Source organism: Acinetobacter sp. GW821-FHT01C12 (genome assembly GCF_059422625.1).
This window is the reverse complement of sequence record NZ_JBWKXD010000004.1, coordinates 253,918-279,070: the sequence shown is the minus strand read 5'-3', so window position 1 is coordinate 279,070 and position 25,153 is coordinate 253,918. Positions and strand designations below refer to the sequence as shown.

Genomic DNA, 25,153 nt, shown 5'->3' with positions numbered 1-25,153 from the left:
TCTATTCAGCACACTATGCGAAATTAATCCCAAATAAAAAATAGAACAGAGCATGCTCCAATTTATCAATCAACTTCTCCATAAAAGCGTACAAAGCATTTCCCCTTGCCTCCTTTGTGAAATAGATCGACAACAACAGCATTCTCTTTGTAACACATGTTGGAACGAACTTCCTTGGTATAAGCAGCATATAGAACGGCATCAACAACATATTCTTTGTGCTTACCGTTACGACTTCCCAATTGATCGCATCATCCAAGTCTATAAATATGAACAACAACTGCAATATCAGACACTATTGGCACAAAGTTTATTGAATTTAAGCCTACCTAAAATTCAAGCCATTGTCCCTATGCCAATTTCTACTGCTCGTTTAAAAGAACGTGGCTACAATCAAATGCTGATTATCGCCAAAATCATGGCAAGGCAATTAAATATCCCAGTATGGCAACCCGTGATTCGAGAAGCACAACACTCACAAAAAGGTTTAAGTAGAATTGAGCGCTTAGAAAATATTGAATATCAATTTAAAATGATTAAAACAGAAAAAAGAAAATATAAAAAAGTACTGATTATTGATGATGTCGTGACCACAGGCAGTTCAATTCATGCTTTAACCCACGCTTTAGAAAACTTGGGGTGCCAGCAGATTTATAGCGTCTGCATTGCCGCAGCTCAATAAATTTTCCTCATCGTTCAGCGATACATGCATTGTGAAGCAAACATAGCAAAAATTATGAATGGATTAAATTTGATTTACACCATGGGATCACGATCTCTTTGGTCAATGGCGCTAAAAGCGTTTGCGCATCATCCAAATCAATCCACTTCATTTCAGCAATTTCTGCATTGATTTTTGGTGTTTGCTTTACATCGACTTGATAGAGATAACTCACCAATTGAAAGTCTGCTTCATTGGCCGCTTTTGTTTCAAAACGCCCAATAAACTGAGTAATCTCGGCTTGAACACTAATTTCTTCTAAAATCTCACGCAACATGGTCTGCTCAGGTGGTTCATTGGGTTCTAGCTTTCCACCAACCTGCATAAAAAATTGTGTATTTTGCTTTCTCACCAAAAGCAATTGATTTTTATCATTCAAAATCACAGCTGCCGCGACAGTAATTACATTCATAAGATTTAAAAATAGAATAAAAACACAATATATTGTGACAGCAATAAATTTAAAAACAATATATTGTGTTTTAGTTTTTAACCAAATGTACGATCTGCTTGATCTAATTTAACCAATTCTTCACGTTCTTTTACACCCCATTTTGGTTCTGGTGCTTGATAGTGACTAAACTGGGTTAAAATTTCTTCGATCGAAGCAGAATCAATCAACTGATCTGTAAAACGTGCTTTAGAAAAACCTTTGTCTGTCGTGAGTTGAATAAATTTCAATAAATCATCATAAAAACCTTCAACATTTAAAAACGCACAAGGTTTTAAATGAATTCCCAATTGCGCCCACGTCCATTGCTCAAAAATCTCTTCAATGGTTCCTGCACCACCAGGCAATGCAATAAAGCCATCGGAAAGTTCAGACATTTTTGTTTTACGTTCATGCATATTTTTAACAATATACAGCTCAGTCAAATCTGGATGAGCCAATTCACGATCGACCAAACCCTGAGGGATTACACCAATCACTTTGCCTCCTGCTGCCAAAGCACTGTCAGCAACAATGCCCATTAAGCCTGAACGACCACCACCATAGACCAAAGTTTTCCCTTGCTTGGCGATTGTTTCACCAGTCAGCTCTGCTACATCAGCAAAAATTTGATCCGTACCTAACGATGAACCACAAAAAATAGCAATAGAATTCATAAATTTAACCTAACTTTAATTTTGTCATGCTAAAAATGCAGACGGCCAATCAAGATTTTTTTTACAAAACAGCAATGTAATGAGTGTTTTTCCTAAAATCCTTGTCTAAAATACACACATCAAATTGACACCACACTGCGCAAGGGAGAAAAGACATAATGCTTGAAGCCTTTTACGCCACTGAGCGCGGTAGCTTAGAAGATGCAACAATTAATGGTGGATTCGACCTACATCCTGACTTGGTATGGGTTGACCTCATTGCACCTTCACAAGAAGAACAAGAATGGGTTTTAGATGCTTATCAGCAAAATTTACCAACTCTTAAATCTTTAGAAGACATTTCATCCTCTGCACGATTCTACCGTGATGATGATGGGATTCTACATATCAGTACTTATTTTTTAACAAAAAATAAAAATTACCAAGTTGAAGGCGATCCCGAAGATACTTCAAACATGCTTGCCAATGTGCAGACAGTTGCGTTCATTTTGCATAAAGACCGCTTATTTACCTTGCGTGGTGAAAAACTGGTTGCCTTTCGTGCCTTTCGCGCACGCGCACGCCGTAATGACTATGAAATTGAATACAAAGATCCGACATGGATTCTTTTAGGCTTATTAGAAGCAAAACTGGATGAGCTTGCGGATATCTTGGAAGATATCCACAAAGACTTAGAGTTATATTCCACAGAAGTCCTCAACGTCCGTCATCGTGAAATGATTTTAGACTTAGATGACATGATTACTCGTCTAGCACAAAAGGAAGATATGCTTGGAAAAGCACAACTTTGTCTGATTGACTTACGTCGTGTTTTGACCTTTTTGTCTCGTCCTCGCGCATTGGGGAGCCATATCTATGATGCAGATATTCGAGAGTTAAGTGAAGATGTACGTTCCCTTGTAGAACATGACGCGTTCTTGTTCCAAAAAGTACGATTCTTGCTTGATACCACCTCTGGATTTATTAACACTGAACAGAACGATACCATTCGTCGCTTCTCCATCTTACCCAGTATGCTTGCGCCACCGATGTTGATTGCCAGTATTTATGGGATGAACACGGAGATTCTGCCTTTTGCCCATGGTCACTGGAGCTTTTATGTGGTGATTACCATCTTAATTGCTTTCTTTGTAGGGCCTTTGGCTTACTTTAGATGGAAGAAATGGATTTAAATACTCCATTCCCCTTATTGGATTGAGTTGAGATTTAGCACTGCTCAAGGCAGAAAAGAAAATGAGTCAATAAAAAAGCACCTTTAGGTGCTTTTTTACATCAATCTTGCATACGCTAAATTAATTTCAAGTCATCTTGCAAATGGCAAGCTTGAATAATTTTCATCATCTTTTCAGGCACTGCTTTAAACTGTAACCCCTGAAGATTTGGGGTTTGACGTAACCACTGTACAAACACAGATAAAGCAAGGGTACTGCCATGTTCAAGCTGTGATAGATTCACAGTTATTGGAAAATTTTTCTCATTTTGAATCACTTTCAAACCATTTAAATAATAGCTTTCAGCATTCTCATAAGCAATTTTACCGCTAACATATAATTCCTGATTTTTAAATTCAATCACTCGCTTGCACCTATCTATGTTATGAGCTTACTTCTTAACAGCAGCGTCTGCATCAGGCTTGAATGTTGCAATTGCTTTATCAATATTACCGCCGTTACGTTGCACGTTCGCAGCAAATTGGTTACGGAATTGCAAACCTAGATCGATACCAGACACATTCAAATTACGTACTTTCCATTGGCTGCCTGCATCAGACAACTGGAAAGATACAGGGATCTTTTCGCCATTGTTATTGAAGTCTAAAGTAACGACAGGAAACTTGCTGTTGGTTGCCTTATACGGACGCATTGAATACGATTGATTTGAATACTTCGCAAATGCGCTACCATAATTCTCAATCAAAGTATTACGGAAGTTTTGTTCAAATTGCGCACGTTGAGCAGGGGTACTGCTATTTGCATAAGTTCCCATCACAATACGTGTAAACGCTTGACCATCGACATAAGGATCAAGGTTTTGGCGAACAATCGCTTTCACAGTAGCAGGGTTTTGCAATTTACCTTGATCTGCTTTTAAGCGCGAAATCAGGCCATCAGCAACACGTTTAACAAATGCTGGTGGCGCTTCTGCTGGAGCAGCTTGAGCCGCAGTCGCCACCATAGTTGCCAAAATAGTTGCAGTAAAAGTTTGTTTTAACAGCATGTTCATTTTCAATAACTCCTCTAATGCCTATTCAACAAATGAAGTTTGAGCATCAGTTGTTTCAGTGGATGCAGATGCATCTTTAGCTTCCGATGCGCCAGTTGATGATTTTCCTGCACCACCCGTAATAAATTTGGTAATCAAATCTTCTAGATCCATCGTACCTTGGGTATTTTCAATGCTTTCACCACGTTTAATGTAGTTAATGCCGCCACCTGGTACGATTTTCAAATATTTTTCGCCTAAAAGACCATTGGTTGCGACCATTATGTAAGCATCTTCATCAATATTTGTGATGGATTTCATGTTACCTAACAGTTGCTTTTCCATTTCTTTTTGTTTCTCAGGTGTTGCAGCCTGATAATCAGCACTGTAATGTAAATCACCTAGCGCATTTTCTTTTACTTTCTTCAACTGTTCCGCATTGAAGGTGGTCAATGAACCATCCAAATCGAATTTAACCGTTGCATGACGTGTCACAGGATCAAGTGTAATTGCATCAACTTGTCCAATTTTAACACCGCTCATGGTCACTTTGGCACGCGGTTTTAAACCATTCACATTGTCGAATGTTGCAGTCATTTCATAACTGTCTTTTAAGTTTGTACCGACCAAACCACTCACTTTCATGGCTAAAAAGAATAGAGCAAGACCAAAAATGATGACAAAAATACCGACGGTCAGCTCACTAGCACGTGATTTCATTAAACACCTCCGAACATGACCGCAGTCAACACGAAATCAAAACCTAAAACACATAACGATGAATACACAACAGTACGTGTCGTAGATGTTGCGATACCTTCAGATGTTGGTTCACAAGCATAACCTTGATACACCGCAATCCAAGTACAAATTAAAGCGAATACTAAACTTTTAATGATGGTTCCGTTAAACACATCTTTCATAAACTGAGTGCTACTCAGAATACCACTCCAGTACGAGCCTTCGTCTGCGCCGAGAAAATCCACACCGACCATTTTGCCACCCATAATACCAATCGCAGCAAAGATCACAGACAGCATCGGTAAACTGACAATACCGGCCCATAAACGTGGAGAAATCACACGCTTTAACGGATCAACACCAATCATTTCCATACTGGATAATTGTTCAGTTGCCTTCATTAGACCAATTTCAGCAGTCAAAGCAGAGCCAGCACGACCAGCAAAAAGCAAGGCAGCCACAACAGGCGCAAGTTCACGCAACAAGGTTAAAGCCACAGCCGCGCCCAACATGGCTTCACTACCAAAAGTGACCAAGATGTTATACATCTGCAAACCGAGTACTGCACCGATGAACAGCCCAGATACCGCAATGATCAATAAAGACAGTACGCCTACTCGATACATCTGATAAATGAAAAGTTTTACACCAAGTATTGTTGGCAAAGAGAATAAAATGCGCAACAACATGAGCATTGCAACACCAATGCCCTGAACACGTTCTAGAACGCGTCTACCCAATAAGGCAATAGCATTCATGAACTAACCTCATTACTTAAATAGGCTTGATGACTAAATTGATAATCAACAGGACCTTCAACCGAACCTGTTAAGAATTGCTGTACAAATGGAGAAGCGTGTTGTTGCAATTGCTCAGGTGTCCCCTCGCCTTGCACCTTACCTTCAGCCACAACATAAATATAGTCAGCAATTGATAATGTTTCATCAACATCATGTGAAACAATAATTGTTGTTAGATCTAAAGCGTCACGTAATGATCGAATTAATCGGGTCAAAACCCCCATCACAATCGGATCTTGCCCAGCAAAAGGTTCGTCATACATAATCAAATCTGGGTCAAGCGCAATCGCACGAGCAAGCGCCACGCGTCGATTCATCCCGCCAGAAAGTTCTGCGGGCATCAACTTTTCAGCACCACGCAAACCAACCGACTCTAATTTTAGTGCCACTAACTCAGCAATTAAATTTTCTGGTAATTTTGTATGTGCGCGAATTGGAAAAGCAACATTTTCATAGACGGTCATGTCGGTAAATAACGCACCACTCTGAAATAACATCCCCATACGTGCACGTGCAGCAAAAAGCTCATTACGTGACATCGAAGCAATGTTTTTCCCATCAAGTCGTACTTCACCAGCATCTGGGCTAAGCTGACCACCGATGAGCCGTAACAAGGTTGTTTTACCTGTTCCAGATGGTCCCATGATTGCGGTAATCTGCCCACGACGAATCTGCAAACTCACATTATCGTAGATAACGCGTTCACCTCGGTTAAAACTTAAATTTTTGACTTCAATTAAAGCTTCAGCTTCGGAATGACTGTGTTTATTCATAGCTGAACTTTTTCCTGCATTTATCAGCCCACATACTATACTCTTAAATATCTATATGTTTTGTAATTAAAAGATAATAAAAAATCATAAAGAATATTCATCTTTATAAACAATGTTTGTTGGACTATTTTTTAGTTTTTTACTTTTAAATTTTATTTAATGAGCAAATAGATTATCTAAAAAGCAGGCTATAAAAAAAGTACCCAACATTTGAGATTAATAAAAGTGAGAACATATATAACATAATTACCTCAAAGAAATCATCAACTTTATTAGATTCAATTTTTCATAAGTTAAGTCTAACTGTTTTATTAAATAAATTGAACTATGTCACACTTTATTCTACCAAATACTTTTCAACTTGCAATAAAAAACCAGCCTGAAGGCTGGTTTTTTATTAAAAATATCTAATTAATCGTTGAATTTGCGACGCGGACGGTCTGCATTGAATTCACGTTTTGGACGATCTTCACCCCCAAATTCACGCTTAGGACGATCATCACCGCCAAACGCACGTTTAGGACGATCTGAATTAAATTCACGCTTCGGACGGTCTTCACCACCGAATGAACGCTTAGGACGATCATCACCGAAAGAACGTTGTGGACGGTCACCGAAACCACCTTCACGACGTGGTGGACGATCACCAAAATCACGCTTAGGACGATCAGCAAAACTGCCTTCACGACGTGGTTTGTAATCTACGCTGTTACCACGGTTGTCATCATTCGAGTTAAAACGAGGTTTATCGTTAAAACCGCCTTCACGACGTGGACGATCAGAGTTGAAATCACGCTTAGGACGATCTTCACCACCGAATGAACGTTGTGGACGGTCACCGAAGCCACCTTCACGACGTGGTGGACGATCACCAAAATCACGCTTAGGACGATCTTCGCCACCGAATGAACGTTGTGGACGATCACCGAAACCACCTTCACGGCGTGGTGGACGATCACCAAAATCACGCTTAGGACGATCATCACCATAAGATGGACGATCACCACGTGGTTTGTCATCGAAGCTACGACGTGGACGATCATCACCGCCTTCACGACGTTTGAAGTTTGATTCACCTTCAAAACGACGACCACCGCCGAAACCGCCACGACCGCCTTCACGACGACCGCCACCGTTACTACGACCACGACCGCCACCATCACGACTACCGCGAGCTGGAGGTGGAGATGGCTCTAGACCTTCGATTTCAGAAACACTTAAACGCGCTTCTAAATAATCTTCTAAAGCACGGATTTTACCGCGTTCACGGTAAGTTGCTAAAGTGATTGCTTTACCAGTACGACCCGCACGGCCTGTACGACCAATACGATGCACATAATCTTCATTCTTCATTGGAAGACCGAAGTTAATTACGTGAGAGATTGTTGGTACATCAAGACCACGAGCAGCTACGTCTGTAGCAACAAGAATTTTTGCACGACCTTCACGGATACTGCGTAAACGACGGTTACGTACAGTTTGTGGCATAGCACCATGAAGCGCAACAACTGAAAGACCAGCTTCTGCAAGCTCTTCAGCAAGCATATCTGTATCTTCTTGAGTTGAAGCAAATACAACTGCTTGATCTACGTCTTCTTCATTTAACCAATGCGTAAGCAATTTTTTCTTATGCTCAAAGCCATCAGTCCAATGTAAAGTTTGGGTAATATCAGTATTTGTAGAATGACCTGTTTCAATTGCAATACGTTCAGGTTCGTTCATCATGCGTTCAGCAAGATTAATGATACGTGGTGCAAATGTTGCAGAGAACATTAATGTTTGTTTACGATTTAAAGCTAAATCGCTGATTGCTTCTAGGTCTTCAGAGAAACCTAAGTCAAGCATACGGTCAGCTTCATCGACGATTAAAGCATCAACTAAATCAAGTTTAATTTGACGACGGTTTACAAGATCAAGTAAACGACCTGGAGTCGCAACAACAACTTGTGCACCTTTTAATTGTTGGATTTGCTTACCAAAAGGCATACCACCCATGATTGCTGCAACACGTACACCTTTCATATGGCGTACAAATGCAATCGCATCTTGACATACTTGTTGTGCAAGTTCACGAGTAGGTGAAATCACCAAGATATTTGGTTGAGTTACTGCTTTCATACGATCTTTAAATGGTACAAAAGTATCTTGACCAGCTAAAGCGTTTAACGTAGGGAGTAAGAATGCAGCAGTTTTACCAGAACCAGTTTGGCTTGATACTAGAAGGTCTTTTCCTTCTAAAGCCGCTGGAATAGATAGTTCTTGAACAGGAGTCGGCGTAGTAAAACCAAGACTCTCGAGTGCTTTCTGTAGCGACTCGTCTAATGAAAATTCAGCAAAAGTTTTGCTCATAGAGATATTCACCCTAATGTGGGTGCTCCATTAATATATGGTCTGATGGACATCGGCAAAAAGCGGCACAGCAATAATCGCTGAAAATATAGAATCAGCGGCGATCCGAGAACGACGATGCGTATAACGCACATTTGATAACAGCCGCAACCTGAAGGAATCGCTTAAGCGATTGGGTGGGGCGCGAAATATTGTCCTCTCTTTGGACCGGACGCGCATACACAATATAGAAGAGAAATGTTCAGGTAATGAACGAAATTTAGTGCGTGCGCAGAGTATAGCAGAATTTATAATAATGTCACGAAGTTTTATTGTTTTTCCTGTATTGTATTAAGTCATTCATTATCTTCAGGAATTAAATAAAAAACTTGATCTACAGCTAAACTTTCATCCTCAAGAATATCTGCTACAGCTCCCCCTAAACACTCAACGGTAAACTCGCTTAGAATAATCGTATTGGTTTGCCAATGATATGTGCCTAAAGCAAACGCGCCTGTTTGCATATTTTTCTGCATCAAATATTGAATATTTTCAATTGTGGTTGCACTCCCCCAAAATGTTTGTCCATCTATAATGATCCAAAAGTCTATGTTTTGCAGTGCAACCTCTTCATGAGGGATTGTATGATGGGTTTTTAGACTAAATTTTTCATTTTGATAAATAGTTTTCAATTGATTTATTCCGAGTTAGTTTTTGGATTTCATCTAAGTGCCACCATTAATTCGATAAATTCTATACCGTGCCTGTTCTGTAAGCTCTTCTTTATCTGAATCCATATATTCTTCTATTAAATTGATAGCTTCTACTGTACCTATTTCTTGTAATACCCAAAGACATCTTTTGAAATAGGTAGAATCCTCTTCACTAGCTAAATATGCCAAGTGGGGTTTTAAAAAAATTGCTCGCTTTATATAAGGAATAGCATAAGAATCTTTTCTCATTTGAAGATCCCAAATAATTTCCATATGATCCTCATGCTCTAATAGCAATAATCTTTCGCATTGCTCTTGAGTTGTTTTAGATTCATCTATTTTAAGATATGGATTTCCCTGTTCCATTTTTTGGCTCATAGAGTTAAACCAAATAACTTTTTTACTTTATCCAGTAAATTGCTCACCCTTAGCGTCCCCCAATAAGTTGTATTATTTTTATATCAGTACTATTCGTTAGGTCTTGCAATCACCAATGTTTAAACGACGATATTTAGTATTGATAGTATCGCATTAAATCACAACCCATAAAAAAGCCCTCATAAAGATGAAGGCTTTTTAAAACTCAATCTTACACAAGTATAAATTACTTCGCAGCTTCACCCCAAGCAGGAACAACAGCTTGCATCAATGGTTTTAACATTTTCATAGAACACGCGATCACTTGACCATTTTCCATAGAATCTGAACCACCACGAGCATCAACGACTGTACCACCCGCTTCTTTCACCATAAGCTCGCCTGCTGCGATATCCCAAGGTTTTAAACCGAGTTCAAAATAACCATCTAAACGACCAGCTGCAACATAAGCCAAGTCCAATGCAGCAGAACCCGCACGACGATATTGTGCGCCAGCTTCAGTTACATTTAATAATGATTCAAAATGGTTTTTCGCATAAGAAACAATCTCACCATTACGTTTAGCGCGGTAAGCATGACCTACACCCATAAAGGTATTTTCAAGACTGTCTTTAACATTCACACGAATACGACGTTGATTCAACATTGCGCCACGACCACGGCTTGCAGAGAATAGCTCATCTTTCACAGGGTCATAAATAACACCGTGTTGAGTTACACCTTTATGTTGAACTGCAATAGATACACAGAAATGTGGGAAAGCATTGATAAAGTTTAAAGTACCATCAAGAGGATCAATCACCCAACACCAATCGGCATCGTGACCTTTACCTTCTTGTAGTCCAAACTCTTCACCAAGGAAGCTGTGATTTTTATAACTTTTACGAAGCGTATCAATAGTCAACTGCTCGATATAACGATCTACACGAGTCACTGGACCATCAATACCTTTTTCTTCGACTTGTAGATCGAGTTTATGACGATTTTGATGCGCTTTTAAAAGCTCTTGACCAACTAACTGAGCCGCACGCGCAGCCATCACCACCATAGGTTCCATTGAACACCCACTACAAATTTGAAGATACTGATAAAGAATAATGCATAAAAGCGCCGACATTTTAGCAAATATCGGCGCTTTTTGGGAAATTTTGTTGCTAAAATTTTACAACTTTAACTTTTACATGAGCTTAAACGTGTTGTACCAGCTTTAACCAAGCCTGTTCAATCGAGTTTTGAATACCTTTTACATCTAAACCACAGTCTTGAAGCATTTCAGAATGGCTTGCTTGTGCGAGGAATTCATCTGGTAAACCTAGGTTTAAAATTGGCTTTACAATTTGTGCCTGTGCCAAGAACTCATTGACCGCACTACCCGCACCCGCCATCACCGCATGTTCTTCAACAGTTACAAATAAGTGAGTTTTGTCTGCCAAATCACGAATAATCTGTTCATCCAATGGTTTCACAAAACGCATATTGATCACACGAATTGCAATATCCAACTTTGGTGCCAGTTGTTTTGCTGATTCAAGCGCAGGTTGAACTCGACTACCAAAGGCCAAAATCGTGATACCTTCTTCGTGTTCAGTATTGAGTTCTAACAATACTTCAGCTTTACCAATTTCCAGCTCAATCAACTGTTGTTGAATTTCCACACCTAAACCGTTACCGCGTGGATAACGTACTGCAGTTGGGCCTTTGTATAGATATGCTGTATGCAACATTTGGCGACATTCGTTTTCGTCTTTTGGCGCCATGATCACCATATTCGGTACAGTACGCATATAAGCATAGTCATACGCACCAGCATGCGTAGGACCGTCTTCACCGACTAAGCCTGCACGATCAATACCAAAGGTCACATCAAGATTTTGTAAAGCAACATCATGAATCAGCTGGTCATAACCGCGTTGTAAGAAGGTTGAATAAATTGCCACAACTGGCTTCAATCCTTCACATGCCATACCCGCAGCTAATGTCACGGCATGCTGTTCTGCAATTGCAACATCAAAGTAGCGCTCTGGAAATTGTTTGGCAAACTGCACCATGCCTGAGCCTTCACACATGGCAGGTGTAATTGCAAGTAATCTGTCATCTTGTGCAGCTTCATCACAAAGCCATTGCCCAAATACATCTGAATATTTTGGTGCTACATTTTTAGTTACTGAAGCATTAATTTTGCCAATCGCATGATATTTAATTTGATCCGCTTCAGCAGGTGCAAAACCCTTACCTTTCACGGTATAGACATGGATCAGACGTGGCCCTTTACGCTTTTTCAGCGCATTAAAGACTTGTACCAGTTGCTCCACATCATGGCCATCAAATGGGCCAAAATAATCAAAACCAATGGCTTTAAATAGATTATCCGCAGCATCAGTCGCAGATTGATGTAAACGAGAGTTGTAGTTCCATTCAGGGCAATCCTGTACAAAAGCTTGCCCTTCTTCATCAATATTGATGAATTGCCCTTGTTCCCAAATTGCAGCTAAATGCTTTGCAAAACCACCCGTACTACATGAAATCGACATATCATTGTCATTGAGTACCACCATCAAATCAGCATTATGCGCCACTGCATCATTCATGGCTTCAAATGCCATTCCAGCAGTCATCGCACCATCACCAACGATAGCAACAACTTCACAAGGATCTTTTTGATAACGACGTGCCAAGGCCATACCCAAGCCAGCAGAAATTGCAGTCGATGAATGTCCTACACCAAAGGTATCAAATTCAGATTCATCACGCGCTGGAAAAGCCGCCAATCCATCTTTAGAACGGATGGTCATCAATTGCTCACGGCGTCCTGTAAGGACTTTATGTGGATACGCCTGATGACCCACATCCCAAACTAAACGATCTCGTGGTGTTTCAAAACAATAGTGTAAGGCAACTGTTAATTCTATAACGCCAAGGTTTGCACCAAAATGCCCGCCACTTTGTCCAGCAGCATACAAAATAAATTGACGCAATTCGTCTGCGACCTGCGGCAATTGGCTTTGCTCAAACTGACGTAATTGTTGAGGATGATTAATTTCATTCAACAAAGGCGTAACAGGACGATGACTAGGTATTTCGGTATACAACATATGTGGCAAAGCCTTCTAAAGCCTGGCAAATCTAGCTAGGTAAACGGGTTAGCATGATTGTGAGAACCAATGATATCACATTCAATCAGCCACATTTATAATGATGCGTCATTGGAACTTCCAAGTCAGCAAGTGTGCTCTTGGTGTCAATTATCATGAATAATCTATCTATATATCAACTATTATCGTGTGCTTTATACAAAAAAGAAATTTTTATAGCAATGTTATCTATAAAAACATGCTTTACAAACCTACCAATGTCCAAGCATTACGCTATACTTTAGCCAATTTCTAAACAAATAGATGGAAGATTCTGTGTCAATAGAGTTTGTTGCCACTTCAAAATTACCCACTGCTTATGGTGATTTTAAAATTTCTGTATTTCAAGATCCACAAACAGGTGAAGAGCATGTTGCTCTTTCTAAGGGTTTAGAAATCGCGCCTACAAACCCCGTTTTAGTTCGTATTCATTCAGAATGTTTAACTGGCGATGCCTTTGGTTCATTAAAATGTGACTGTGGCCCTCAATTGCACAACACCATGAAAATGATGAATGATGCAGGCCAAGGTGTGATTTTATATTTGCGCCAAGAAGGTCGTGGTATTGGTTTGACCAATAAAATCCGTGCTTATGCTTTGCAAGATCAAGGGCATGATACCGTTGATGCAAATTTATTGTTAAACCTACCTGCTGATGCACGTAAATATGATATGTGTAGCATCATGCTCGATCATTTACAGGTTAAACAAGTCAGGCTAATTACCAACAATCCATTAAAATTAAAAGCTTTAACAGATTTAGGTATTGATGTATTAGACCGTGTACCGTTGACAGTGGGCTTAAATAAGTTCAATGAAGATTATTTAAAAACCAAACATGATCGTATGTCACATATGTATGAGAAAGATGATTTTTAAATAATCACTAAGTTAAATAATAGGAGACTGAACTAATGAAATTAAGCTCAACCTTATTTGCAATCAGTCTCCTTTTACTCAGCACATAGTGTCAGGCATCTGATTCAAAAACCCAATCTGCAACCATTCAACAATTAAGACAGTTTCAACAACAAGACCATTTCTTGCCCGATAATTTTTTATATACGGGAATCAAAAATCCTCAATTAAAGCAAAAACTCAATCAAAATATAGCCGATACAAGTCAAGCTTTTATTAAACTTTATGAGAGTCATACACCGCCCTCTAAAAAACAATTACTTAAAACTCTTGCTGATGGCATCAATCAAATTGACCCATACAGCCTAGATACAGATGATAGAGAACAAGTTGCTGTTAGCTATGAAAAATTTTTAGATATTATTGGCCTAGAAAGCTCAGATGGTATTTTAAATACTTGGGTATATGGTGAAGTCATTAATAAGTTAATTGAACAAAAGAAATCAGTAAAACCATAACCTCTCTATTAATTCACTAATTTTTATAAATAAAACATCAAGAAAGGTTTTGCTATCGCGGATGGCGACAGGGATGTCGCCGTTGGGCAAGGGTGACAGGAGTCCCCTTTGCCCAACAAAGGATTTTTGTTTCTTTTCATCCCTGAAAAGAAAGGAATCATCTACACTTCTTCATCTAAATTTTTAAATACAATATTTTGTAAAATATAATCAAATCGTCATCGAGAAAATTTGCGTTTCAGGCTTTCTACGCTTTAAATGCAAATCAAACGCCATACAAATATTTCGAACAAAAGGCTTCCCTTGCTCCGTGATCACAATCCGATCCGCTTCAATGTTCAATAAACCATCATGCTGCATTTCAACAAGCTGTTGAATCACATCACCACGCTCAGCAAAATCCATCGCCTGATCTGACCAAGAGGTTTGAAAGGTGCACATCAAATTCAAAATATGCTGACGAATCTTTAAATCTTCGACACTTAACACATGCCCTTTCACCACAGGAATCTCATCATTTTCAAGACAAGTGTAATAGGCATCTAAATTTTTCTCATTCTGTGCAAAGCTATACCAACTATCACTGATTGAAGATAGACCCAATCCGATCATGACTTGTGTTTTTGATGAGGTATAACCCATAAAATTACGATGCAAAGTACCTGCATGAAATGCTTGATACATCTCATCTCGATCTAAAGCAAAATGATCCATTCCAATCTCATGATAACCATGCGCTAAAAGTTGCTTTTTCCCTTCCTCATATAGGGTTCGCTTCATCCCATCTTTAGGTACATCATGATCTTTAAACCCACGCTGTCCGTTGCCCTTAATCCAAGGCACATGCGCATAACTATAAAAAGCCAAGCGATCTGGCATTAACGTATTAGTCAAATCAATGGTATGCAACACATCTGCTAAATTTTGAAATGGCAAACCAAAAACCAGATCATGTGAAATCGATGTATAACCAATCTCTCTTGCCCATTGCGTGACTCTTTCTACATTTTCAAAAGGTTGCACACGATGAATAGCTTTCTGAACAGTCTCATTATAGTCTTGCACCCCATAGCTGACACGGCGAAAACCAAGCTCATACAAGACTTGTAAATGATCTCGCGTAGTATTATTGGGATGCCCTTCAAAACTAAATTCATAACCATCCGCAATATTGGCTTTGGCTAAAATACCTTGAATTAATTGTTGTAAATGCTCAACTGAAAAAAATGTTGGTGTCCCGCCACCCAAATGGATTTCTTTAATGATGGGTCTGTCTGCTAACAACTGACAATATAAGTCCCATTCTTTTAAAACGGCTTGAATATAGGGTTGTTCAACATCATGCCGTTTCGTGACTTTTTTATGGCATCCGCAAAATGTACATAGACTTTCACAAAATGGTAAATGAATATAAAGACTGATGCCTTCAGAGTGATTAGACTCATCAAAAGAGCGCTTTAAGGTCTGTTTCCATTGTTGCAGCGAAAATGATGCCTCCTCCCAATATGGAACCGTTGGATAACTGGTATAACGGGGTCCAGCAACATTGTATTTTTGAATCAAAGAACAACTCATATTCACTGCTCGATACGCAATTTACATTCAAAAGAAATAAACCCAAAAATTGAATTTACCTTCAATACATTGTGCTGAGCTTAAGCATAGATTTCAACCTAGTGAATTGCTCGGGATTGCGCAGCATGTATCCGCGATACCCAAAGATTTTTTTTAGTCTCATTCGATTCATTCACGTCACGTTCAAAACATGCCTTTATGATGACTTGGTTTTGTTTTTTTAGCATTTTATGTTTTGATGTAGAAAATTTTTCAATTCTCCTTTGAGGATGATCATGCAAAACCCGACTTCTGCAGATATTCAACGTGTTCGTGATTTCCTAACAGATTTACAAGCTCGAATCTGCTCTGCCCTAGAGCAACAAGAAAAATTAGGCCACGGCACTGCAACATTTGAAATTGATGACTGGCAACGCCCTGAAGGCGGTGGTGGTCGTTCACGTGTTCTACAGAATGGTACTGTGATCGAAAAAGGCGGGGTGATGTTTTCTCACATCAACATTTCCAAACTGCCAGCTTCAGCAACAGAACGACATCCAGCAATTGCTGGAGCCAAAGCTCAAGCCTTGGGTGTTTCTTTGGTCATTCATCCAACAAATCCCAATGTTCCAACATCTCACGCCAATGTACGGCTATTTGTTGCAGAACCTGAAGGACAAGCACCAATTTGGTGGTTTGGTGGTGGTTTTGACCTCACGCCTTTTTACCCGAATGATGAAGACGTTTTATCTTGGCACCAAACAGCATTTGATCTGTGCGCACCGTTTGGTGAAGAAATTTATGCGGAACATAAACAATGGTGTGATGATTATTTCTATTTAAAACATCGTGATGAACAACGTGGTATTGGGGGTTTGTTTTTTGATGATTTAAATCAATGGGATTTTGAAAAATGCTTTGAATATATCCAAGCGGTCGCTAATGGTTATTTAAATGCTATTTTGCCTATTTTCCAAAGAAATCAGGATAAATCATTTACACAAGCCCAACGAGACTTCCAACTGTATCGTCGTGGTCGCTATGTTGAATATAATTTGGTTTATGATCGCGGGACTTTATTTGGCTTACAAACTGGTGGTCGAATTGAATCTATTCTGGTCAGCATGCCACCGCTTGCAGCTTGGTCTTATCGCCCAGAATGGGATGAAAATAGTCCAGAAAAACGTCTCACTGATCATTATTTAAAGCCTAAAGACTGGTTGTCGATATTAAAATAATCTCTCGACATTTAGGTTTCATCGTTAAAAAGCTATCTTTCATTCAAGATAGCTTTTTAACTTAAACCAATGAATACTTCTGAGAAAATAACGCTTGAAAGATTTACTCACAATTAAAATGAGAATAATTCACGATAAGAATACTTTTTTAATTTAATATATGCTCAAACTTGAGCTAAGATACCAACCTTAAAATTTCCTTAATTTTTTTGAAAAAGTCTTAGCGTTTAAAGAATATTATAGCAGTAGAAACCAGAGGTAGGTATGAGGAATTTATTAGAAAATCACAAGGTTACTCTTTCATTCAGTATTTTATTTTTATTAGCATGCTCCATTTCAACCACCATTATCTCTAACAACCATCTCTCTGACAGCATCTCAATTACTTCTAGTGTTGTTTTATCTGCTGGCTTTCTTGTTGTTTTTGCTATGATTTTCCTTGACTTCTTAGAGTCAGTTTGCAATCCATAAGTATCTTTTTTGAAGCACAACATTTTTTCAAAAAACCTTCCTCTTAAAAACCAGCTTTAGCGTGATTAAAAAAGCGCTCTAAATCATCAATTTATTCAAATTTTAGCATAAGCTAAACCGCAGATAGTTTGGTTGTATCATCCATTTTCACGTATATTGTCGACATTCTCTAAAAATCAACACAATCAATACTTGGACATTTGGCATGAGTAAACTATTCGCAGTCATTGGAAATCCGATTGAACACTCTCGTTCACCTGAACTACACCATGCCTTTGCAGAAAAGACTGGTATTGATCTCAACTATGTAAAACGTCTTGCCCCACTCGATGGCTTTGCTGCAAGTGTAACTGAATTCTTTGCTCACAATGGCGTAGGTATGAATGTTACTGTGCCATTTAAAGAACAAGCTTTTGCCTTATGCCAACAACTGACAGAACGTGCAAAAATCGCCAAGGCGGTCAATACGCTTTGGATGGAAAACGGCGTATTGCATGGTGATAATACGGATGGACAAGGTTTAGTCGATGCGATTAAAGCATTAGACTGGACTTTAGAAAACACAGATATTTTGATTATTGGTGCGGGTGGTGCAACTCGCGGCGTGGTTTACCCTCTGGTAAAAGCAGGGGCTAAAAAAATTGTGATTGCCAACCGTACCCGTTCACGTGCGGAACAATTGGTGGCCGATTTACAAAGCGCTGTTCCTGAAGCAGAACTTTCTGCTTGTAGCCTAGATGAATTAGATGGGCAATTTGATCTTGTTATCAATGCGACTTCAGCAAGCTTAACGGGTGATGCACTGATTCTTCCTGAAACCTTAACCTTTCACCATGCTTATGAAATGGCCTATGGCAAACCTTCAAGTTTTATCGATCAAGCCAAAGCGCGTCAGGTTCCAAGCTCAGAAGGCTTCGGGATGTTGGTTGGGCAAGCCATCGAAGCCTTTTATATTTGGAATGGGGTTCGTCCAAATTTAAAAGATTTTCTTTAATCATGGATGTATCTTTGTTTAAAAAAAATCCATAAAAAAAGAACCTCAATTGAGGTTCTTTTTAACCAAACCAAGATCAATTACTTTAACTTGGCATCACTCAAGATCTGATAAGTTTGCTTAAATAAATCATAATCAATAAATTCAGTCGCGTCTTGATCCAAGCCAGCTACAACCTGATCGTTAAATTTATTGCGTTTAAACGCAGTATAAGACTTGGCTAAAATCTTCGCTGTTTTGATAAAGTCAGCACGTTGCCCTTTTTCAATCTCATTTTCTGCTTCAAACTTCTGCATATAATATTGCGCAAAAACAGCTTCAGTGGTTTTGTATTTCTTGACTAAATTCTGAATTTCTAAAACACTTTGTTTATCTTTCCAGACTTTAGCTACAATCTCATCAACAGAATTTCCAAGTCCATCATCATATTGGTGGTCATCTTCCAAATGATGCTTTTTCTGTAAAGCTTGGATCTGTTTTAAAGCCTGACCTTTCGGATTGTAAATCTCTTCATCAGAATAAGAATAAGCATAAATCGCTGCAATTTCCTGTAAATCTTGAGCAGAATATTGTTTGATTAGCTCAGGTTTTTCTGCAGTCAGTTTGGCAATAAATACGGCTTTATAGGTTTTTTCATAAGAACCCGTTTGTGTATAAACTTGTTCAGCCAACTGCGCTAACCGCTCATCTAAAGTTAAGTACTTTTGTTCTGAATGACTACCTGTATCACCTGAAACACCCGCAATACCGCCTACAGCTTGCTCCATAATGCTGCCTTTAAAGATATCTTTAAATGGTTTGGCTTGCTGTAAAACACTCTGGTCGATCTTGCTGGCATTTCCATAATTAAGAAATTGCATATCCATCTTAACATTCAGTTTACGATTTAATTTATCAAAATCCACACCCAAATCATAATCTGCTTTTACCGCTCGGCCTTTGTTATCTAAAGACAGATCAACGATTAAAGGATTACGTTTATTTTTAGGCGGCAAACTGGCTTCAACTTCAGTATGATGTTGATTCCACAATTGTTTAAATTGTTGAGCATCAACCAACTGGTCTTTCGCATAGCCTGTAAAGGTTTTGACAAGCGCTGCATTACTTTGCTGCTGTAAAGCTTTACTGGCTGAAGATGCATCATCCTTTGCTTCAGCACTTAAAACATCAATTTCATAATGATACTGACAATATTCCACATCACCAAAACGTGGATGAGCTTTTGCTTTTGTTAAGTCTTCACATTGTTGTTCAGTTAAAATTTTCTGACGCTCTGCTGATGCGTCTTCAGACTCAGCTTCAACCTTATCATCTTCCTGATCAGCAACATCAGAAGCTTGGCTAGTGGCATAGTCTTCATCATCTTCAACTGCTTTTTTAGCCGCGTCTTGTGCATCTGCATAAACAGCGTCCACCTCTTCTTCAGACGCTTCATGAGATTGACGATTGACTGCACTATAAAGTTGATACATGGCGCTAGCGGCATCAGCCACTCCCGCATCATCAGTATTAATCCCCGCTGAGGCTTCTTCTACTGCTTTCATTGCAGCTTGTGCCGCTTCGTTAGCAGCATCGCTTGATTGATTTTCTCCAGTAGTATCTAAGAGTTTTGCAATATTTGTAGGACTCAATCCAAGCACTGAATTCATGAAATATTCACGATTCACTGTGGAATACAATTGCCCTTGCAAAAACATTTCTTCAATGCTGGTATTTAAGCGGATTTTTTCAACCACACCCGCTTGCTTCTCAGCTGAACTCACCGCAAGACTTTCAATTTGATTCGGGGAAGCGATCAAATAAGAGGTTGCGCCTGATTGTTTAAGAAACTCAACCAAGGCTTTTCCATTTACCTTGGCAATATCATCTTTGTATTTAGAGAAATCATAATAGGCATATTTATTCTGATCTTGTGTATTGGCTAAATAAGGCATTAAAGAAAAAATATGGGTATAAAATTTATAATTATTCAGATCCAATACTGTAGGAACGCGCATTTCCACAGAGAGGTTGGGTTTTTTATACTGTGTCTCTAAGTTAAACGATGCCATTTTCTGACGATAATTTACTGTTCCATCATAACGAATCTGTAAATCATTCACTATATTTTGTACAATATCTGCCCCCATACCAGCAAAGCGACTAAAAGAGTTTGAGTCCTGTTTAGCAATTGCTTGATAAAGGTCTTTTTTTTGTGCATCAGTTAACTTAATTTTTTGATCTTTCAGATACTGATTGACCTTTTTTTCAATTGTAGGGTCTAATTGCTTTGTATCAGCTGTGTTGGTTTTCTGAACGCTATCAAGTCGAACCTTGACTTGTCCACGGTAATCAAAATTCGGATATTCATACAAGGCATTAAAGCCTTGAATTGCACGTTGCGGAGCGTCTTGATCTGCATTTAAAGCATTGCTTTTAATCACATGTGTAGAACATGCTGATAAACTCAAACCCAATAAACACAATGTTAATTTTTTTAAATGCATGATAGATCTACCCACTTGAATATTATAATGACAATAAAAATAACAATGAAACAATAAAAAACAAAGTGTACAAGACTATCAAAAAATCAACAAATTCACATGTGCTTTTTCTACCAAATTCGCATTTCTGACAATTTTTTTAGAGAGTCTTATCAATGTAATTCCCATATGATTATGAATAATGAAGCTATAGATTGAAAATCCAAAACTATTTTTAAATTAGGATTAAACACATGCCAGCATATAAAGCGCCGCTCCGTGACATACGTTTTTTAATGAATGAAGTTTTTGACTATTCTGCACATTATAAAACACTATCAATTGGCGAAAATGCCGATGCTGATACTGTCGATATGATTTTAGAAGGTGCTGCAGATTTTTGTGAAAATGTACTTTCTCCACTGAATCAATCTGGTGATGAAGAAGGCTGTCATTTTAAAGATGGTGAAGTCACGACGCCAAAAGGTTTTAAAGAAGCCTATAACCAATTTATTCAAGGTGGCTGGCAAGGTCTGTCTTATCCTGAAGAGTTTGGTGGTCAAGGTTTACCAATGTCATTAAACCTGATCAAATCTGAAATGATGGGGACTGCAAACTGGTCATTCACCATGTACCCAGGTTTGAGCATGGGATGTATGAATACCATCCTGCAATTTGGTACAGACGAACAAAAAAATACCTATATGCCACACCTGACTGCGGGTACATGGTCAGGAACAATGTGTCTGACTGAACCACAATGTGGTACAGACTTAGGTCAAGTAAAAACTAAGGCTGAACCTAATGCTGATGGTACTTATGCGATTACAGGGACAAAAATCTTCATCTCTGCCGGTGAACATGATTTAACTGAAAACATTATCCATATCGTTCTTGCGCGTCTTCCAGATGCACCCGCAGGTACTAAAGGTATTTCATTATTTATTGTGCCTAAATTCATCCCTACAGCTGAAGGTACAGTGGGTGAACGTAATCCTGTGACTTGTGGTTCTATTGAACACAAAATGGGTATTCGTGCATCTGCTACAGCGGTATTGAACTTTGACGGTGCAACAGGTTATCTGATTGGTGAAGTGAATAAAGGCTTACATGCAATGTTCACCTTCATGAACACAGCGCGTATTGGTACTGCTGTACAAGGCCTTGCTCACGCGGAATTATCATTCCAAGGTGCGTTACCATACGCAAAAGACCGTATGTCTATGCGTGCCCTATCTGGTAAAAAAGATCCAGATAAAGTGGCTGACGCAATCATTCACCATGCCGATGTACGTCGTATGCTTTTGACTCAAAAAGCATTTGCAGAAGGCGGTCGTGCCATGATTTATCACGCAGCTCAGCTTGCAGATAAAATGACTGATGCAATGTTACAAGGTGATCAAGCAAAATTTGAAGAATATGATGATAAGCTTGGTTTCTATACCCCGATTCTCAAAGGTTTCTTGACAGAAATGGGGCTTGAATCTGCGAATTTGGGTATGCAAGTGTTTGGTGGTCATGGCTATATCAAAGAGCATGGCATGGAACAAATTGCACGTGATGCGCGTATCGCGACTTTGTACGAAGGTACAACAGGTATTCAAGCACTGGATTTAATTGGCCGTAAAGTGCTGCTTTCATCTAAAGGTAAAGTGGTTCGTGAATATACCGCTGAAATCTTGAAATTCTGTGGTCAACATGCACGTAACAAATATATGCGTCGTTTTGCCTGGGATTTAACCAAAATCTGTGCACAATGGAATGCTTTGACTGTTCGTATCATGCTTGCAGCTCGCAAAGACCGTGAAATCGTATCATCTGCTTCTGTCGATTTCTTGATGTTCTCTGGTTATGCAATGATGGCTTACTACTGGGCGCAACAAGCAGCAGTCGCTTCTGAAAAATTAGCGTCTGGTAATGGTGCGGAAGTTCCTGAGTTCTATAAAGCAAAAATCAAACTTGCAGATTTCTACTTTGAACAATTATTACCACGTTCACAAGGTCATGCTGAATCCATGGTAAACCCATCTCGTACCATGATGGCACTTGATGCAGAACATTTTAGTTTTGATTACTAAAATTTAAGATTTCTGAAAAAACAAAAGAGCGCTACGGCGCTCTTTTGTTTTTTAAATATAACAGTGCAAGCTGCACTACAGTGATATTCATTCACTTGTAGCAGAAGCCTATCCTTGAAATCCTGAACTTAAAGATATTTTTGATAAAAGGGGATCAGTTTTGCTAATGCTTGGGCAACAGGTTCAGATTTGTCATATAAATCATAATGTGACCACCCTTCTAAAATCAGCAGTTGTTTGTTTTCAGAACGTGCTCGCCCATAGATTTCCAGACTGTCACGGTATGATCCAAAGCCACCGACTTTATCTCCTGCGATGATAAGCAATGGCTGTGTCAGTAATACTTCTGCTAGATGAAATGCATCCCATCCAATTGAAACAGCTGAATGAGAAAATAATGCTTTAGATTCACCGTTAGGATGTTGACCACGTTCTGTTTTGTAATACTCAGTTGCTTCGAGTACATCAATATCATTGATACCTGCGGCTTGTGCTTCTGACACCGTATTCGGTAATAAACCATCGACTCGTCGTACTTCGCCCCGCGCTTCAGCTGTGCGTTGTTTTGCAATAAGCTCTAATTTTTCCAATGGATTCCATTGACTAAACCCTTCACGTGATAGGCGTCCAAAATTCACCGCATCTACCGTACCCACGGCCTTAATCCGTTTTTCGGTCATTGCTGCATTTAATGCATAACCGCCACCACCGCAAATCCCTAACACACCAATTCTATTTTCATCGACATAATCAAGTGTGACCAAATAATCAGCCACTAAACGAAAATCCTCGACGCGTAAAGTTGGATTTTCAATAGAACGAGGTTCGCCCCCACTTTCTCCTTGAAAACTGGCATCAAAGGCAATCACGATAAAGCCAGCTTTTGCTAATGCTTTAGCATAGACATTTCCTGATGTTTGCTCTTTACAACTCCCAATCGGATGAGCGCTGATAATGCATGGATATTTTTCAGTTTGATTAAAATTTTCAGGGAAATATAGATTTGCAGCAATTTCCCAATACGGTGCTTTGATTTTTACATTTGTCATTTTGAATCCAATTGATTTTTGTTGCGATAGATACATCTTAACAAAGCAACATTCACAGAATTAGCTGCTATAATCTGATTGCTATCATTAGTGATACTTATAAATAATGAAAACAAATTTAAATGACCTCTGTACATTTACCGCAGTGATTCAAAATAAAAATTTTACCAAAACTGCAGCTCAGCTTGGTGTGACACAATCTGCTATCAGCCAAAGTATTTGTCATTTAGAAGAGCAAATTGGACTCAAACTGTTTAATCGCACAACACGTAGTCTGACAGTTACTGATGCAGGTCAACGATTATTTGAGCTGGTGGGTAAAAATATAGAAGATATTACACTTGGTTTAGAACTATTAAGCTCTATGCATGATAAACCTGTAGGGAAGGTAAAAATCTCAGCAGATGATTATGTCATCAAATATCATCTGTGGAAAAAACTCAAAAACACCTTATGCGATTATCTAGATATTCAAATTGAGCTGATTTCAGAAAATAGACGGATTGATATCGCCAAGGAAGGTTATGATGCAGGAGTGCGACTGGGTAATTTAGTCGAGAAAGACATGGTCGCGATTCCGATTAGCGAGCCTATCAAAATGTGCTTGGTTGCATCACCTGACTATATCGCCAAACATACAATGCCTCTATCGATCCATGATTTAAAAAAACATGCTTGTCTTCATGTACGAATACTGACAGATCATTCGCTTTTGTCTTGGACCTTTACTGAAAATGGACAGAACATTGCATTTAAAGGTGAAGGGCAATTGATCTTTACCAGCATTGAGCAAATTCTAGAAGCAAGCTTATGTGGTTATGGTATTGCGTACATTCCTCAAGATCTGGCAGGTCCTCAGATCAATCAGGGGCATTTAATTGAAATCATGCCTGAATACTCAATTACCCACCCAGCATTTTATTTATTTTATACCAGTAGAAAACTGATTTCCCCCGCGTTTTCAATAATCAAGGATGCGCTAAAGCAAACATCATAAGAGTTAAACAATCATTTAAATAAACCCGTTACGATGT

General features: G+C 39.0%; 22 protein-coding genes and 1 pseudogene. 8 read left to right on the top strand and 15 right to left on the bottom strand.

Annotated elements, in window-relative coordinates; translation table 11 throughout:
• The first annotated feature begins 52 nt into the window (after positions 1-52).
• On the top strand, positions 53-682 hold the full coding sequence (locus AC07WY_RS12970; RefSeq protein WP_494736480.1) for a ComF family protein: 630 nt from the start codon (positions 53-55) through the stop codon (positions 680-682).
• A 52-nt stretch (positions 683-734) separates the two neighbouring features.
• Here AC07WY_RS12970 and AC07WY_RS12965 read toward each other — a convergent pair whose 3' ends face one another.
• Positions 735-1,133, bottom strand: coding sequence for an NUDIX hydrolase (locus AC07WY_RS12965; RefSeq protein ID WP_494736479.1), 399 nt, complete (start codon positions 1,131-1,133; stop codon positions 735-737).
• Positions 1,134-1,210: 77 nt separating this feature from the next.
• The gene (locus AC07WY_RS12960; protein WP_004816846.1) at positions 1,211-1,828 is read right to left on the bottom strand and encodes an LOG family protein; all 618 of its coding nucleotides are present in this window, start codon (positions 1,826-1,828) and stop codon (positions 1,211-1,213) included.
• Positions 1,829-1,986: 158 nt separating this feature from the next.
• Between AC07WY_RS12960 and AC07WY_RS12955 the strand changes: the two genes are divergently transcribed.
• Positions 1,987-3,000 (top strand): magnesium and cobalt transport protein CorA, encoded by a 1,014-nt coding sequence (locus tag AC07WY_RS12955; RefSeq protein WP_494736478.1) that lies wholly within the window; start codon positions 1,987-1,989, stop codon positions 2,998-3,000.
• A gap of 115 nt (positions 3,001-3,115) precedes the next feature.
• On the opposite strand, the gene AC07WY_RS12950 is transcribed toward AC07WY_RS12955, so the two are convergent.
• The 10 genes from AC07WY_RS12950 to dxs form a co-directional block, all read right to left on the bottom strand.
• Positions 3,116-3,403: an anti-sigma factor antagonist gene (locus tag AC07WY_RS12950; protein WP_004725639.1), complete on the bottom strand. Its 288-nt coding sequence runs from the start codon at positions 3,401-3,403 to the stop codon at positions 3,116-3,118.
• 27 nt (positions 3,404-3,430) lie between these two features.
• On the bottom strand, positions 3,431-4,051 hold the full coding sequence (locus tag AC07WY_RS12945; RefSeq protein ID WP_004725637.1) for an MlaC/ttg2D family ABC transporter substrate-binding protein: 621 nt from the start codon (positions 4,049-4,051) through the stop codon (positions 3,431-3,433).
• A gap of 21 nt (positions 4,052-4,072) precedes the next feature.
• The gene (mlaD, locus tag AC07WY_RS12940; RefSeq protein ID WP_419335898.1) at positions 4,073-4,750 is read right to left on the bottom strand and encodes an outer membrane lipid asymmetry maintenance protein MlaD; all 678 of its coding nucleotides are present in this window, start codon (positions 4,748-4,750) and stop codon (positions 4,073-4,075) included.
• On the bottom strand, positions 4,750-5,529 hold the full coding sequence (gene mlaE, locus AC07WY_RS12935) for a lipid asymmetry maintenance ABC transporter permease subunit MlaE (protein WP_004725633.1): 780 nt from the start codon (positions 5,527-5,529) through the stop codon (positions 4,750-4,752). The genes mlaD and mlaE overlap by 1 nt, the downstream gene beginning before the upstream one ends.
• Positions 5,526-6,344, bottom strand: coding sequence for an ABC transporter ATP-binding protein (locus AC07WY_RS12930; protein WP_004725631.1), 819 nt, complete (start codon positions 6,342-6,344; stop codon positions 5,526-5,528). Before AC07WY_RS12930 ends, mlaE begins: the two co-directional genes overlap by 4 nt.
• Positions 6,345-6,755: 411 nt before the next feature.
• Positions 6,756-8,693 carry a DEAD/DEAH box helicase gene (locus AC07WY_RS12925; RefSeq protein ID WP_262087139.1) on the bottom strand — a complete coding sequence of 646 codons (1,938 nt, stop codon included), beginning with the start codon at positions 8,691-8,693 and terminating at the stop codon, positions 6,756-6,758.
• 335 nt (positions 8,694-9,028) lie between these two features.
• Positions 9,029-9,364 carry a hypothetical protein gene (locus AC07WY_RS12920; RefSeq protein ID WP_419335896.1) on the bottom strand — a complete coding sequence of 112 codons (336 nt, stop codon included), beginning with the start codon at positions 9,362-9,364 and terminating at the stop codon, positions 9,029-9,031.
• A 33-nt stretch (positions 9,365-9,397) separates the two neighbouring features.
• Positions 9,398-9,763 (bottom strand): hypothetical protein, encoded by a 366-nt coding sequence (locus AC07WY_RS12915; protein WP_419335895.1) that lies wholly within the window; start codon positions 9,761-9,763, stop codon positions 9,398-9,400.
• A gap of 226 nt (positions 9,764-9,989) precedes the next feature.
• Positions 9,990-10,820 carry an inositol monophosphatase family protein gene (locus AC07WY_RS12910; protein WP_004725624.1) on the bottom strand — a complete coding sequence of 277 codons (831 nt, stop codon included), beginning with the start codon at positions 10,818-10,820 and terminating at the stop codon, positions 9,990-9,992.
• 130 nt (positions 10,821-10,950) lie between these two features.
• Complete coding sequence (gene dxs / locus AC07WY_RS12905; RefSeq protein WP_419335894.1) at positions 10,951-12,855, bottom strand: 1-deoxy-D-xylulose-5-phosphate synthase; 1,905 nt, start codon at positions 12,853-12,855, stop codon at positions 10,951-10,953.
• A gap of 315 nt (positions 12,856-13,170) precedes the next feature.
• Here dxs and ribA point away from each other — a divergent pair, with 315 nt between their 5' ends.
• Positions 13,171-13,773, top strand: a complete 603-nt coding sequence (gene ribA / locus AC07WY_RS12900) for a GTP cyclohydrolase II (protein WP_016539373.1) — start codon at positions 13,171-13,173, stop codon at positions 13,771-13,773.
• Between the two features lie 35 nt (positions 13,774-13,808).
• Positions 13,809-14,270, top strand: a pseudogene (locus AC07WY_RS12895) (DUF4844 domain-containing protein).
• Between the two features lie 210 nt (positions 14,271-14,480).
• Here the strand turns inward: AC07WY_RS12895 and hemN are convergent.
• Complete coding sequence (gene hemN / locus AC07WY_RS12890; RefSeq protein WP_262087142.1) at positions 14,481-15,845, bottom strand: oxygen-independent coproporphyrinogen III oxidase; 1,365 nt, start codon at positions 15,843-15,845, stop codon at positions 14,481-14,483.
• A 275-nt stretch (positions 15,846-16,120) separates the two neighbouring features.
• Here hemN and hemF point away from each other — a divergent pair, with 275 nt between their 5' ends.
• Both hemF and aroE read left to right on the top strand, forming a co-directional pair.
• Entirely contained in the window at positions 16,121-17,062 is a 942-nt protein-coding gene (gene hemF, locus AC07WY_RS12885) for an oxygen-dependent coproporphyrinogen oxidase (protein ID WP_262087144.1), read from the top strand.
• 676 nt (positions 17,063-17,738) lie between these two features.
• A complete protein-coding gene (gene aroE, locus AC07WY_RS12880) occupies positions 17,739-18,527 on the top strand; it encodes a shikimate dehydrogenase (RefSeq protein ID WP_262087145.1) in 789 nt (262 codons plus the stop codon).
• 80 nt (positions 18,528-18,607) lie between these two features.
• Here the strand turns inward: aroE and AC07WY_RS12875 are convergent, their stop codons facing one another.
• Positions 18,608-21,013, bottom strand: a complete 2,406-nt coding sequence (locus AC07WY_RS12875; protein WP_419335892.1) for a hypothetical protein — start codon at positions 21,011-21,013, stop codon at positions 18,608-18,610.
• 233 nt (positions 21,014-21,246) lie between these two features.
• Between AC07WY_RS12875 and AC07WY_RS12870 the strand changes: the two genes are divergently transcribed.
• The gene (locus tag AC07WY_RS12870; protein ID WP_004725609.1) at positions 21,247-23,070 is read left to right on the top strand and encodes an acyl-CoA dehydrogenase C-terminal domain-containing protein; all 1,824 of its coding nucleotides are present in this window, start codon (positions 21,247-21,249) and stop codon (positions 23,068-23,070) included.
• Between the two features lie 128 nt (positions 23,071-23,198).
• On the opposite strand, the gene AC07WY_RS12865 is transcribed toward AC07WY_RS12870, so the two are convergent.
• On the bottom strand, positions 23,199-24,119 hold the full coding sequence (locus AC07WY_RS12865; RefSeq protein WP_419335891.1) for an alpha/beta hydrolase: 921 nt from the start codon (positions 24,117-24,119) through the stop codon (positions 23,199-23,201).
• Positions 24,120-24,225: 106 nt separating this feature from the next.
• Between AC07WY_RS12865 and AC07WY_RS12860 the strand changes: the two genes are divergently transcribed.
• Positions 24,226-25,116, top strand: a complete 891-nt coding sequence (locus AC07WY_RS12860) for a LysR family transcriptional regulator (protein ID WP_494736477.1) — start codon at positions 24,226-24,228, stop codon at positions 25,114-25,116.
• The last annotated feature ends 37 nt before the right edge of the window (positions 25,117-25,153 follow it).

What these genes read in the sequence shown, in the direction of transcription:
- AC07WY_RS12970 (WP_494736480.1), top strand. Translation starts at nt 53, where the DNA reads ATGCTCCAATTTATCAATCAACTTCTCCATAAAAGCGTACAAAGCATT.
- AC07WY_RS12965 (WP_494736479.1), bottom strand. Translation starts at nt 1,133, where the DNA reads ATGAATGTAATTACTGTCGCGGCAGCTGTGATTTTGAATGATAAAAAT.
- AC07WY_RS12960 (WP_004816846.1), bottom strand. Translation starts at nt 1,828, where the DNA reads ATGAATTCTATTGCTATTTTTTGTGGTTCATCGTTAGGTACGGATCAA.
- AC07WY_RS12955 (WP_494736478.1), top strand. Translation starts at nt 1,987, where the DNA reads ATGCTTGAAGCCTTTTACGCCACTGAGCGCGGTAGCTTAGAAGATGCA.
- AC07WY_RS12945 (WP_004725637.1), bottom strand. Translation starts at nt 4,051, where the DNA reads ATGAACATGCTGTTAAAACAAACTTTTACTGCAACTATTTTGGCAACT.
- mlaD (WP_419335898.1), bottom strand. Translation starts at nt 4,750, where the DNA reads ATGAAATCACGTGCTAGTGAGCTGACCGTCGGTATTTTTGTCATCATT.
- mlaE (WP_004725633.1), bottom strand. Translation starts at nt 5,529, where the DNA reads ATGAATGCTATTGCCTTATTGGGTAGACGCGTTCTAGAACGTGTTCAG.
- AC07WY_RS12930 (WP_004725631.1), bottom strand. Translation starts at nt 6,344, where the DNA reads ATGAATAAACACAGTCATTCCGAAGCTGAAGCTTTAATTGAAGTCAAA.
- AC07WY_RS12925 (WP_262087139.1), bottom strand. Translation starts at nt 8,693, where the DNA reads ATGAGCAAAACTTTTGCTGAATTTTCATTAGACGAGTCGCTACAGAAA.
- AC07WY_RS12915 (WP_419335895.1), bottom strand. Translation starts at nt 9,763, where the DNA reads ATGAGCCAAAAAATGGAACAGGGAAATCCATATCTTAAAATAGATGAA.
- AC07WY_RS12910 (WP_004725624.1), bottom strand. Translation starts at nt 10,820, where the DNA reads ATGGAACCTATGGTGGTGATGGCTGCGCGTGCGGCTCAGTTAGTTGGT.
- dxs (WP_419335894.1), bottom strand. Translation starts at nt 12,855, where the DNA reads ATGTTGTATACCGAAATACCTAGTCATCGTCCTGTTACGCCTTTGTTG.
- hemN (WP_262087142.1), bottom strand. Translation starts at nt 15,845, where the DNA reads ATGAGTTGTTCTTTGATTCAAAAATACAATGTTGCTGGACCCCGTTAT.
- hemF (WP_262087144.1), top strand. Translation starts at nt 16,121, where the DNA reads ATGCAAAACCCGACTTCTGCAGATATTCAACGTGTTCGTGATTTCCTA.
- aroE (WP_262087145.1), top strand. Translation starts at nt 17,739, where the DNA reads ATGAGTAAACTATTCGCAGTCATTGGAAATCCGATTGAACACTCTCGT.
- AC07WY_RS12875 (WP_419335892.1), bottom strand. Translation starts at nt 21,013, where the DNA reads ATGCATTTAAAAAAATTAACATTGTGTTTATTGGGTTTGAGTTTATCA.
- AC07WY_RS12870 (WP_004725609.1), top strand. Translation starts at nt 21,247, where the DNA reads ATGCCAGCATATAAAGCGCCGCTCCGTGACATACGTTTTTTAATGAAT.
- AC07WY_RS12865 (WP_419335891.1), bottom strand. Translation starts at nt 24,119, where the DNA reads ATGACAAATGTAAAAATCAAAGCACCGTATTGGGAAATTGCTGCAAAT.
- AC07WY_RS12860 (WP_494736477.1), top strand. Translation starts at nt 24,226, where the DNA reads ATGAAAACAAATTTAAATGACCTCTGTACATTTACCGCAGTGATTCAA.